The sequence below is a fragment of the Peptoniphilus mikwangii genome (assembly GCF_000468535.1).
In the GTDB taxonomy this organism is placed as follows: Bacteria; Bacillota; Clostridia; order Tissierellales; family Peptoniphilaceae; genus Anaerosphaera; species Anaerosphaera mikwangii.
On record NZ_AUQY01000002.1, the window covers coordinates 473070 to 486115 of the forward strand.

A 13046-nucleotide genomic window follows, 5' to 3' on the forward strand; every position below is an offset into this window, starting at 1 on the left:
TAAAAAATACCGTCCTCTATATCACTTTTAATTTTTAAAACATTAAGTGATATAATTTCAATGTAATTATTTAATATAAATGTTATACTATACTATATATGCTATTAGGAGGAAAGATGGAAACTTTAAATATATCTGAACTTGCACAAAATAAACTCATACTCTTATTCATAATTAAAGGTGCCGATAATTTATTTACGGAAGAAGAACTAACTTCTTTTATCTTGGAAAGAGAAATTTTAAATTTCTTTTTGTTTAAACAATATATTTCTGAATTACTTGAAAGTAATTTTATTATTTTTGATTCAAAAAATAACTACCATATAACTGAAGACGGTAAAAATGCACTTGAACTTTTTATTGAAAATATACCCGTCGAAATTAAAGATAAGATAATTCCAAGTATAATGCTGTTTAAAAGAAATAAAACATCTGAAAAAAGTGTACTTTCAAGTTATTACAAAGATGAGTTTGAAAGATTTTTTGTAAATTTGACATTAAAAGAATCTGAAAATGATATTTTAAATTTAACCCTTGAAGTACCAAATGAAGATTATGCAAAATCAATTTGTGAAAATTTTAAAAATAATCCTGATGACTTTTACTTAAATATTATAAATTATTTTGATTAACTAAAAATCTCCAATTATTAAATTGGAGATTTTTTATTAATTAATTTTTAATATTTCTTTAATTATTTTTCTTGTATCGCTGACAAGATATAATGAACCTGCTATCACTATAAGGTCATTTCTTTTAGACACATTTATGACATCTTTTATTGCAAGTTTTAAATTATCTATTACTTTTACATTCTCACAATACTTTTGAGCCTCTTCTCTTAGAATATCAAGTTCTGTTTTTCTCTTTGTTTCTAAACTTACAAGTACAATTTCATCTGCATATTTAGAAAATTCAAGCAACATTTTGTCATGTTCCTTATCATTCAAAATTGATGTTATTATATAAAGTTTATTATAGTTAAATAATCTGAAATTTTCTGTAAGTCTTTGTATCCCATCAAAATTATGTGCCCCATCTAAAATAATCATAGGACTATCATTTACTCGCTCCATTCTTCCTGCCCAAAATGTATTTTTAAGTCCATTTCTAATTGATTCATCTGAAATTTTCAATAGGCCCTTATTTCTAAGTTCCATAACTCCCATAACAGTCAGTGCAGAATTTTCAAGTTGATAATAACCGCTTAAATTTATTTTCAAATTGGATATAGTCTCATCCTTAAATTTAATGGTATACTCAGATCCTCTGTCATCAATTATAAGATTTTCTATCTTCACATCATCCAAATCATAATATTGAGCATTCTCACGTTCTGCCTTATTTTTTAAAATCTCTACCACTGATTTATTTTTATTTGATGAAACAACATCGACATTTTTAACTATTATACCGGCTTTTTGTTCTGCAATTTCTTCAACCGTATCGCCAAGATACTGCATATGATCCATCGATATCGGAGTTATAAATGACATAAGTTTATCTTTTGGAGCTACTACATTTGTACTGTCCGATAAACCTCCCATGCCAACTTCAAGTACACAATAATCGCAGTTTTTTTCTCTAAAATACAAAAATGCCATGGCGGTAATAAATTCAAAATAAGTCATTACTTCAAATTCATCTAATATTTGCTTTTCAGCCTCTATTACAATTTTACCAAGTCTGGTAAAATCTTCATCACTTATTTCATTACCGTTAATCATAATGCGCTCATTATATCTCTCCAAGTGAGGAGATGTATAAAGTCCTACAATATATCCTTCACTCATAAGAATATTATATAAAAAATTTGATGTTGAGCCTTTACCGTTTGTACCGGCTACATGAAGATATTTAAGTCCGTCGTGAGGATTATTAAGCACTTTTAAAAGCGCCCTCATTCTACTGAAATCATAAGATTTTCTCTTTCCCTCACGAGATTCTATATTTAATATTACATCACTAAATTTCATTATAAATTCTCTCTTACACTCTCAAGTCTTTCTTCAATAGTTTTAAGCATTTTTTCATACTTTTCTTTCTTTTCACGTTCTTCTGCTACCACTTTTTCAGGTGCCTTTGCTATAAAACTTTCATTTGAAAGCTTTTTAGTTGCCCTCTCTATTTCAGATATAGTTTGTTCTCTATCTTTAGAAAGTCTTTCAAATTCTTTTTTATAGTCAACTAAATCTTTTAAAGGTAAGAAAATTTCAGCACCGTCAAGTACAATAGAAATATTATCTCCCGATACTTCCGATTTATCGGATATTATTACAACATCTGTTGAATAACCTAAATTCAATAACTGATTTTTGTTTTCTTCAACTATATTTTTAATTTCATCCGATGTTGTAACTATTATTGTAGAAGACTTTTTACTGTTTTCAATGTTCATCTCAGCTCTGGCATTTCTTATTCCCCTTATAGCTTCTTTGATATATTCTATGGCTTTTCCTTCTTCTTTAAATTCATAATCACTAACTTCTTCCGGCCACTTTGAAACTATAAGAGCAGTTTCAGTTCCGGGTAAATGTTGCCAAATTTCTTCAGTAATATATGGCATAAATGGATGCAATAATTTTAATATATCTTTTAAAACATATAGTAATACCGCTTTTGCACTTTCTTTATACTTATTGTCTTCTCCGTATAGTCTCGGTTTAACCATTTCTATATACCAATCACAATAGTCGCTCCAAATAAAATCATAAATTTCCTGTGCTGCAAGTCCCATGTCATATTTATCAAGTTTTATAGTTACATCGGCAATTAAATTTTGAAGTTTTGAAAGAATCCATTTATCTTCATTTTTCAACGAATCTATATTTAATTTATACTCCGACTTTTCATCATCAAGATTCATAAGCACGAATCTTGTTGCATTCCAAAGCTTATTTGCAAAGTTTCTGTTTGCTTCAACTCTTTCATTATAAAATCTCATATCGTTTCCCGGAGTATTACCGGAAATCAATGTAAATCTCAAGGCATCTGCCCCATAGTTATCTATAATTTCAAGAGGATCAATTCCATTTCCAAGTGATTTACTCATTTTTCTACCTTGAGAATCTCTTACAAGTCCGGTGAAAAATACATCTTTAAATGGAACCTCACCCATATCTTCAAGCGCTGAAAATACCATTCTTATTACCCAGAAGAAAATAATATCATATCCTGTAACAAGTACATCTGTAGGATAAAAGTATTTTAAATCTTCTGTCTGTTCAGGCCATCCCAATGTAGAAAACGGCCATAGTGCAGATGAAAACCAAGTGTCAAGAGTATCTTCATCTTGTTTAAATGTCTTATTCTCATATCCTGGTGATCCTGTCGGATCTGTTCTTGAAACAACAACTTCTCCCGTTTCTACACAGTAAAATACAGGAAGTCTATGTCCCCACCAAAGTTGTCTTGAAATACACCAGTCTTTAATATTTTCAAGCCAATTTACATATACTTTAGCAAACCTTTCAGGAACAAAGTTTAACTTTCCATCATAGTATGCCTGAAGTGCAGGCTTAGCTAATGGCTCCATCTTTACAAACCACTGTTTAGAAATCATAGGCTCAATTATTGTCTTACATCTTTCACAATGACCTACTGCATTATGATGATGTTCTTCTCCTGCAAACAGATTAAGAGCTTTAAAATCTTCTATTATTTGTTTTCTTGCAGCATATCTGTCCATACCGTTATACTTACCGGCATTTTCATTTAGATGACCATCATCTGTAAATACCTTAAATTGTCCAAGATTATGTCTTTCTCCGACTTCAAAATCATTGGGGTCATGTGACGGAGTTATTTTTACTGCACCTGTTCCGAATTCCATTTCAACATATTCATCAGCAACAATCGGAATTCTTCTATTATTCATAATAGGTAACAATACATACTTTCCAACTAAATCAGCATACCTTTCATCTTTCGGATTTACAGCTACTGCCAAATCACCGGGAATTGTTTCGGGTCTTGTTGTTGCAACTTCAATGTATCCGTTTCCATCTTCAAGCGGATATCTAAAATGCCAAATATGTCCGTCACTTTCTTCATGCTCAACTTCTGCATCTGAAATTGCAGTTCTACAATTAGGACACCAATTTATAATTCTATCTCCTCTATAAATTAATCCCTTTTCATATAGTCTTATAAATACTTCTTCAACTGCATGTGACAACATATCATCAAGAGTAAATCTCTCTCGTGACCAATCACAGGAAACTCCAAGCTTCTTTAATTGATTTTTAATATTTTCGCCATATTTATCTGTCCACTTCCATGCTTCTTCTAAAAATTTTTCTCTTCCAAGTTCGTCTTTTGACTTACCCTCGGACTTTATTTTTTCTACTACTTTTGCTTCTGTAGAAATAGATGCATGGTCTGTTCCCGGAAGCCATAATGCACTATATCCTTGCATTCTCTTGGTTCTTATCAATATATCCTGTATCGTATTATTAAGTGCATGTCCCATGTGTAAATTTCCGGTTACATTTGGTGGAGGCATAACAATTGTAAATGGTTTTTTAGAGCTGTCAACTTCAGCTCGGAAATAATTATTATCCATCCAATACTTATATAACCTCTCTTCAAATTCCTTGGGATTATATGTTTTTGATATTTCTCTCATTTTTTCCTCCTTAAAATAAAAAAAGTCCTTCGTCATAAGGACGAAGGACGTGGTACCACCTTAATTTCTGACTATAAAATAATAATCAGCTCATATAATTTAACGGTTGCCCGTTGCAGACTTATCCTCTGCAAAGCAGAAAAGTAACCTTCATATTAACTGTACAATGTTTTTCACCACGCAACATCTCTCTAAAGTAAGCTTAATACTACTCCTCTTCTCTCTTGCTATTATTGAATTATCACTATTATATTTATAATCACATAAGTTGTCAATACTTACATAAGTTCTTCTATTTTATCAATTATATCTCCTATATAATCAATTGTATTCAATATAAAATCTTCTTTTGTAATATCTACTCCTGCAACCTTACAAAGGTCTATTATTTCTAAACTTCCACCTTTACATAGTGCATCTATCCAAGCATCGGCAGCTACTTTTCCATCTTTCATTATTCTCTTTGCAACTTCTGTTGCGATACTTAATCCCGCACTGTATGTGTAAGAATAAAGTCCCATATAGTAATGTGGTTGTCTCATCCATGTAAGAGCTGCATAGTCATCAATTTCAACAGCATCAGCCCAGAATTTTTCATGAACTTCTTTTGTGATTTTTGTCAATGTCTTTTCAGTTAACGGCTCTCCTGCATCGACCAATCTATATACTTCCCTTTGATATGCCGCTTCTAATAAATGTGTTACACAATTGTGGTAGTATGTGTTTCCGATTTGAGCAGCATATACAAATCTCTTAAATCTATCATCTGTTGCCTTTTTTAAAAGTGAATTGGATAATAATAACTCATTAATTGTAGATGGAGATTCTATGAAATATAATGACGGTTCTTCTTCAAGTACCGAATTATTCGCCTGAGCATTATGGAAATGAACACCATGACCAATTTCATGAACAAGCGTATAAACTTCATTTAACTGCTCTGTAAATGAAAGAAGTATAAATGAATCACACTTATATGGTGATGCACAAAAACCTCCTGTTGATTTTCCGATATTATTTGCAAAATCAATCCATCTATTAGAATAACTGCTCATTGCAACATCTAAATATTCTTCTCCCATTACACTTAATGCATCTTTCACATAATCCTTACTTTCCTCTATTGTAATCTTGGGAACAAATTCCGCATCAATAGGCACCTTTAAATCTGCAAATGTCATTTTATCTATATTATAAAATTTTTTAATCAATTTTGCATATTTTCTCATATGAGGAGCAAGCTTTTCCGTCATAAGATCAATTTGTCTGTCATATAATTTTCTATCTACACCTTGATTGAACAGTGAATAATCTATTACACTGTCAAATCCTCTTAGAGTTGCGATTTGTTTTTCATTAGTAACATGATTTATATAAACCGATGCAAATGTATTTTTATATCTATCAAGTCCCTTAGAAAAACTTTCATAAGCTTTTCTTCTTACTTCTTCATTTGTATCATAACAATAAAAATTTTCATATAATACAAAGCTGTTGGCATATGTCTTATCTCCGACAACAAAATCATCAAAAGTCATATCTGATGCTTTTGAATCTTCATAAGTTTTATATGGACCTGCTATTGAAGGAGCAAGCGTTGCAATTACTTTTTCTTCTTTTTCAGAAAGTATATGTTCCTTATTTTTTAAAATAGTTTTCAAATACATTTTATATTTATCTGAAGAATTTATTGTCTCTTCAATAATTTCAACGTCCAAACTAAGTATTTCATTTTCATAAAAACTTATTTTTTCCATTAAATTATTTTCTATATTGTCAAATTTTTGAATTCTGATTCTTGACTCTTCGTCTGTTAAATCCACACTATATGAAAGAGAAGCATAATTAGATGTAAGATTTTGAGCTTCCATTATCTTTTCATATATCTCAATTGAATTTAATAAATCCTCTGAATTTTTTATATTGCCTTTAAATTTTACAAGCTCATCTGAAAGCTTTATCATTTCATTTAATTTGGTAGTATATTCATCTTCAGATTTAAAAATTCTGCTTAAATCCCATTTTAGACTTTCGTCTATTTCACTTCTGTTTTTTAATGCTTCCATGTTAATTACCTCCCTATAAATCCAACTTTTTTATAAACTTTTCTCAATGTCTTATTCGCCAAATAACTTGCTTTTTCCGCGCCATCTCTATATATTTTCTCAAGATATTCTTTATTTTCTCTTATTTCCTTAAACTTTGTTCTTATAGGTCTAAGTCCCTCTACTACAACTTCAGCTAAATCTTCTTTAAAGATTCCATAATTTGAATTTTTATAATATTCAACAATTTCATCTGTCGACTTTCCGCTAAATGATGAATAGATATTTATAAGATTCTTTAATCCGAGTTGTTCATCACTATACTTTATTTCTCCGACAGAATCAGTTACAGCTCTTTTTATCTTCTTTCTCGTGTCATCTTCACTATCTAAAATCAAAATGTATGAATTTACATCCGAATCGGATTTACTCATTTTAGATTCCGGATTTTGCAATGACATTATTCTTGCCCCTACCTTAGGAGTCATCATCTCAGGTATCGTAAATGTGTCCGAATATCTTGAATTAAACTTCTGTGCTAAATCACGTGTCAACTCAATATGCTGTCTTTGATCTTCTCCAACAGGCACATAAGAAGTTTGATATAGTAAAATATCTGCCGCCATAAGCACAGGATAATTTAATATTCCCGCCAAAATTTCTTTTGACTTCTGAGATTTATCTTTAAATTGAGTCATTCTTTGAAGTTGTCCTAATGATGATATTGTATTTAATACCCATCCGAGTTCAGTATGTTGCGGAACATGAGATTGAATATATAAAATACTTTTTTCAGGATCAAGTCCTGCCGCAAGATAAAGTGAAATTACATCAAGAGTATTTTTTCTAAGATCTTTAGGTTCTTGCGGCATTGTTATTGCATGCATATCAGCTATACAATAAATACAGTCATATTCTTCTTGAAGATTTCCAAAATTAGAAAGTGCTCCAATATAATTTCCTATTGTCAATGAACCTGACGGTTGAATTGCACTATAAACTATTTTTTTATCCATTTCTATCTCCTATCTTTTAAAAAGTTTTTCAGCAAGCTTGCTTACCATATACTTTATCTTTTCTTCATCTATTGTAAGAATATTTCTATCCTGCATAATTATCTTACCATCTACTATCAAATCACTCACATAATGTGAATTTGCACTATAACATAATGCCGAAATTAAATTATTCTTAGGTGTAAAACCGAGTGATTCTAAGTTAAATAATGTAATATCTGCAAGATATCCTTCATCTATAAGACCTCCGTTATATCCCATTATCTGCGCTCCGTTTATCGTTGCCATCTTAATTACATCAATAGCCTTAACAGAAACGGCATCTCTATTAACGGCCTTATTGACAAGAGATGCTAAATGCATTTCTTCTATAATATCTTGATTGTTATTAGATGATGAGCCGTCAGTCCCTATTCCGACTATCAAATTGTTATCAATCATTTTTTGAATGGGAGCAAATCCGCTTGCAAGTTTTAAATTTGAACTCGGATTATATATCGGATATACAGCGTATTTGGAAATCATTTCAATTTCATCGTAACTTAAATGTGTACAATGTGCAGCTATTACTTTAACATCAAAAAATCCTATGCTTTCTAAATACTTTGCAGGTGTAGTTCCGTGAATATTTAAACAATCTCTAACCTCTTTTTCAGTTTCAGACAAATGAATATTCAAAACTCCATCAAATTTTTGTGTAAGTTTTAATATCTTTTTTAAATATTCCTTGGAACAGGTATAAATTGCATGCGGGCCCGGAAGTATCTTCACTCTTCCGTTTCCTGCATTGTTATAATTTGAATATAACTCTTTTAATTCTTCCAGTCTGCTGTCTCCGCCACCTGTTATATCCATTAAACCCCTTGTAAGAACTCCTCTTATACCGGAATCAATTATTCCCTCTGAAACTCTGTCTAAGCTATAATACATATCACAAACCGTTGATACTCCGCTCTTTATATTCTCAACTATTGAGAGCATACTGGACCAATATATATCATCAGGTGTCATTTTATCCTCAACAGGCCAAATTTTTTTTGTGAGCCATGTATTTAAATCTAAATCGTCACCATAATTTCTAAGCATAGACATTCCTAAATGACTGTGTGAATTAGTATATGCCGGAACAGCAAGTTTATTTTCACAATTAATAATCTCACAATTTGAAAAACTTAAATCTGTTCCAATTTTTTTAATTAAGTTATTTTCAATATAAATATCTACATTTTCAATAATTTTTTCATTTCTTATATCCAAGTATGAAGTGTTTTTTAAGAGAATACTCATTACATTACCTCCACTAATTACAATCAAGAAATATTATACCATTTTTTTAATTATTTTTTTAATTTTCTTTACAAAAACCAACATTTTTAGTATAATACATTCGGCTCTTAAATTATCGCGGCAAGAATATATTAGGAGTTGAATTTATTTATGGCAAAGATGATGGTACCTAGATTTAAACAATCAAGAAGACTAGGTCTAAATGTATGTGGTCACCCAAAGGCTATGAAAAGAGCTACAAAGGGTACTGCAAGAAGTGATAAGAAGTTAACTGAATATGGTAAGCAATTACTTGAAAAACAAAGATTAAGAGCTTACTACGGCGTTCTTGAAAAACAATTCGTAAATCTTTTCAAGGAAGCGAAAAAATCTAAAGAACAAACAGGCCCTGCATTGGTACAATTCTTGGAAAGAAGACTTGATAACCTTGCATACAGAATGGGATTTGCAAGTTCAATTAGACAAGCAAGACAAATGGTAACTCATGGACATATCACTGTAAATGGAAAGAAAGTAAATATTCCTTCTTACAGATGCAGTGCAGGAGATGTTATTGCGCTATCAGCAAGAGGTAGAAAAGCTGAATTATTCAAAACTAACTACGAGACAAATTATGTAACTTCTTACCCATATATAAAGAAAGAAGAAGATTTTAAAGCTACACTTGTATCTCTTCCAAACAGAGAAGATATACCTGTAGAAATTGATGACCAATTAATCGTTGAGTTCTACTCAAAGAATATGTAATTAAAAAGAAAAATAAAAGTGATGAAATCCAACCCAATTTCATCACTTTTTATTTTATCAAGTTTTGGGTAAAATATATAATAGTATTAAATCTAATGTACTCACAGGAGGGTTGTATGAAAGAAAATAATAATGAACCTAATTTTGTAAAACTTGTAACCGTATTTGATCAATTTAAAGTCGGAGCTATCAAAGGATTATTGGAAGATAGCAATATTCCTTACATAGAAGAAGCAAGTCATGATAAAGATAGCTATATGATTATATTTAGCGGCTGGAATATGCTTGGAACTAATATATATGTTCCGGATTATAATTTAGAAGAAGCTCAGAATTTAGTTACAATGATTTTTGGTGATGACTTTAATAAAAATGATTTAAGCGAAAAAAGATAAAGTAATATAAAGAAAGGAGAATTAATCCTCCTTTCTTTTATTATTTTAAATTAAAATTAAAATAATTATAAATCAATTTTTATTTCAAAAATGATTTATATGCCTTAAATGTCATATATGCATCCGCCTTTGAGGCAAGTTCAACAGGCGCATGCATGGAAAGCATTGCAGTACCCATATCTACAACTTCGGCTCCATATTCCGCCAATATATATGCTATGGTTCCTCCGCCGCCTTGATCTACTTTACCAAGTTCACCTGTTTGCCAAATTACATTATCTCTCTTAAAAATATCTCTCAATTCAACAAGAAACTCGGAATTTGCATCATTACAACCCGATTTTCCTCTTGCACCCGTATATTTTGACATAGCTATTCCATATCCTACAACAGCGGCATTTTTACTATCCATAACTTCCTTAAAATCAGGATCCAAAGCAGCAGTAACATCTGCAGATAGTACTTTTGAATTTGCCATTGCCCTTCTAACTAAAATATCCGAATAGTTTTCCCCTGTGGCTAAAATTTCCGCAACTGCATTTTCGAAAAACTTAGCGGACATTGAACTGTTTCCGACAGAGCCGATTTCTTCTTTATCTACAAATAACCCGACAGCAGTAATTTTAGGATTTTCAGTTTTTAAAATTGCCTCTAAATTTGCATAAGAACAAATCCTGTCATCATGACCATGAGCTGCAATCATCGCTCTGTCGAATCCGACATCACGCGCCTTAGTTGCAGGTACAACTTCAAATTCGGCAACCATAAAATCTTCTTCTACGATTCCATAATTTTCATTTAAATATTTTAAAACTGCCTTTTTAATCGGATTTTCATCCTCTTTTATACCATAGCTGCTATGTCCGACAACTATATTTAAGGATTCTCCCGGTATAGCTTCGCCTAAAACTTTCTTATTTTGATCTGCTCCAAGATGCGGAAGCAAATCATTTATATAAAATACAGGGTCATCTTCATTTTCTCCGATTCTAATGTCAAAACTTTCTCCATTTGAATTAACTACATATCCATGCAATGCCAAAGGAATTGTAGGCCATTGATATTTTTTAATTCCGCCATAATAATGAGTCTTTAAAAATGCCATTTCCAAATCTTCATATAGAGGTCTTTGCTTAATATCAAGACGTGGACAATCAATATGAGAACCTACTATTCTCATTCCTTCAGTTAAATCTTCTCCCATTACAAATAAAACTGCCGATTTATTTTTATTGTTCAGATAAATTTTATCTCCCTGTTTAATTTTTCCCTTTATAGCTTCCTCAAAAGAAACAAAACCATTTTTTACAGCTTCTGCAATTATAAATTTACATGCCTCTCTCTCGGTCTTCGCATTATCCAAAAAATTTTTATATCTATCTCCATAAGCATAAATTTCTCTATGCTCTTCTTCACCTACAAGCTGCCAAATTGATTTACTATTTAATTCTAATTCTTCAAAATTCAAAACAATCACCCCTTAAGACGCTATTTTACCATACTGATAAACATTTGTAAAATTAAGCTATAAACTTATAATACTATCTAATTATAACTATATCCATTTTTAAAAACTGTTATAGTAAAAGTTTAATACTCACATATCCAATTTCAATTGTATATTCAATAAAATATAAAAAACCTCGAACATTCGAGGCTTCTTATATTTTTTAATTTTATTTGTTAGCTAATGCCTTAATTTCTTTAATTTTTTCCATTGATTCGATAATTGAATCCGCAAGAGAATGCATATCACTTTCATTAGCTACATTAAGTGACGTATTAATTGTTACTCTGTCATTTAAAACATCTATTAATTTCAAATTGTCATTTAAAAATTCTTCCATTTTATCGCCAACTGTACAAGCCCATGTTCCGTTCTCAATTATTCCAACTGTTCTGTTTTGAACATTTAATGCTTCCATATCGTGAATAAAATTCTTCATTACAGGATAAATTCCAAGATTATAAGTTACTGAAGCAAGAACTATATGAGAATATTTGAACGTATCTGATATTAGTTCCGATACATGTGTATTTGATACATCGTGAATAACTACATTTGTCATTCCCTTTTCGCATAATTCGGTTGCAAGTGCTTGTGCTGCATATTCCGTATTTCCATACATTGATGCATATGCTATCATTACACCTGTTTCTTCAGGTTCATATTTGCTCCACTTGTCATATTTTTCCAACAGATATCCAAAATCACTTCTCCATACAAGACCATGTAATGGACAAATATATTTAATATCAAGTGTTGCTGCTTTCTTTAATACATCTTGAACAAAAGGACCATATTTACCAACTATGTTAGTATAATATCTTCTCGCCTCATCTAACCAATCTCTGTCAAAATTAACTTCATCATTAAATAATTTTCCATCAATTGCACCGAAAGAGCCGAATGCGTCTGCTGAGAATAAAACCCCATTAGTTACATCAAATGAAAGAATTACTTCAGGCCAGTGAACCATCGGAGCTTCTACAAACGCAAGTGTATGCTTACCGAAGTTCATTGTGTCTCCTTCTTTTACTATTACTATTTGCTCATCTTTAATTCTATATCCGATTTGACGCATTATGTCAAATCCTTGTGCACTACTTATTATTTTTACATTTGGATATCTTAAACAGATTTCTTCTATCGCTCCACAATGATCAGGTTCCATATGATGGATTAATAGATAGTCAAGATCTCTTCCATCTAAAACATATTCTACATTTCTAAGATATTCACGAGTTATTGACCAGTCAACAGAATCTACTAACACTGTCTTTTCATCTAACAGTAAATATGAGTTATATGAAACTCCCTTTGGAATTGGAAATATATTTTCAAATAATTCTAATCTGTGGTCATTTCCACCAACCCAATATAAATCGTCTACAACTTTTCTTATAGTATGCATATTAAACCTCCCCA

10 protein-coding genes and 1 other annotated feature are annotated in these 13046 nt (G+C 31.0%); of the genes, 3 read left to right on the forward strand and 7 right to left on the reverse strand.

Features of this window, described 5'->3' with window-relative positions; all coding sequences use genetic code 11:
* Positions 1-116: 116 nt before the first annotated feature.
* A complete protein-coding gene (locus tag M915_RS02680; protein WP_009222650.1) occupies positions 117-632 on the forward strand; it encodes a DUF4364 family protein in 516 nt (171 codons plus the stop codon).
* A 36-nt stretch (positions 633-668) separates the two neighbouring features.
* Here M915_RS02680 and M915_RS02685 read toward each other — a convergent pair whose 3' ends face one another.
* The 5 genes from M915_RS02685 to M915_RS02705 all read right to left on the reverse strand — a co-directional run bounded on the left by M915_RS02685 (position 669) and on the right by M915_RS02705 (position 8975).
* On the reverse strand, positions 669-1976 hold the full coding sequence (locus M915_RS02685) for a bifunctional folylpolyglutamate synthase/dihydrofolate synthase (protein ID WP_036729111.1): 1308 nt from the start codon (positions 1974-1976) through the stop codon (positions 669-671).
* The gene (locus M915_RS02690) at positions 1976-4627 is read right to left on the reverse strand and encodes a valine--tRNA ligase (protein WP_036729113.1); all 2652 of its coding nucleotides are present in this window, start codon (positions 4625-4627) and stop codon (positions 1976-1978) included. Before M915_RS02690 ends, M915_RS02685 begins: the two co-directional genes overlap by 1 nt.
* 33 nt (positions 4628-4660) lie before the next feature.
* Positions 4661-4861, reverse strand: a binding site (T-box leader).
* 44 nt (positions 4862-4905) lie between these two features.
* Positions 4906-6693, reverse strand: coding sequence for an oligoendopeptidase F (pepF, locus tag M915_RS02695; protein WP_036729116.1), 1788 nt, complete (start codon positions 6691-6693; stop codon positions 4906-4908).
* A gap of 5 nt (positions 6694-6698) precedes the next feature.
* Entirely contained in the window at positions 6699-7688 is a 990-nt protein-coding gene (gene trpS, locus M915_RS02700) for a tryptophan--tRNA ligase (RefSeq protein ID WP_036729117.1), read from the reverse strand.
* Between the two features lie 9 nt (positions 7689-7697).
* The gene (locus M915_RS02705) at positions 7698-8975 is read right to left on the reverse strand and encodes an amidohydrolase (protein WP_009222645.1); all 1278 of its coding nucleotides are present in this window, start codon (positions 8973-8975) and stop codon (positions 7698-7700) included.
* Between the two features lie 150 nt (positions 8976-9125).
* Between M915_RS02705 and rpsD the strand changes: the two genes are divergently transcribed.
* Both rpsD and M915_RS02715 read left to right on the forward strand, forming a co-directional pair.
* Positions 9126-9722 (forward strand): 30S ribosomal protein S4, encoded by a 597-nt coding sequence (rpsD, locus tag M915_RS02710; RefSeq protein WP_009222644.1) that lies wholly within the window; start codon positions 9126-9128, stop codon positions 9720-9722.
* A gap of 116 nt (positions 9723-9838) precedes the next feature.
* Positions 9839-10117, forward strand: coding sequence for a putative signal transducing protein (locus M915_RS02715; RefSeq protein WP_009222643.1), 279 nt, complete (start codon positions 9839-9841; stop codon positions 10115-10117).
* A gap of 79 nt (positions 10118-10196) precedes the next feature.
* On the opposite strand, the gene M915_RS02720 is transcribed toward M915_RS02715, so the two are convergent.
* Both M915_RS02720 and M915_RS02725 read right to left on the reverse strand, forming a co-directional pair.
* Positions 10197-11594 (reverse strand): aminopeptidase, encoded by a 1398-nt coding sequence (locus tag M915_RS02720; RefSeq protein ID WP_081689725.1) that lies wholly within the window; start codon positions 11592-11594, stop codon positions 10197-10199.
* Positions 11595-11793: 199 nt separating this feature from the next.
* Entirely contained in the window at positions 11794-13032 is a 1239-nt protein-coding gene (locus M915_RS02725) for an FprA family A-type flavoprotein (RefSeq protein ID WP_009222641.1), read from the reverse strand.
* Positions 13033-13046: the final 14 nt, after the last annotated feature.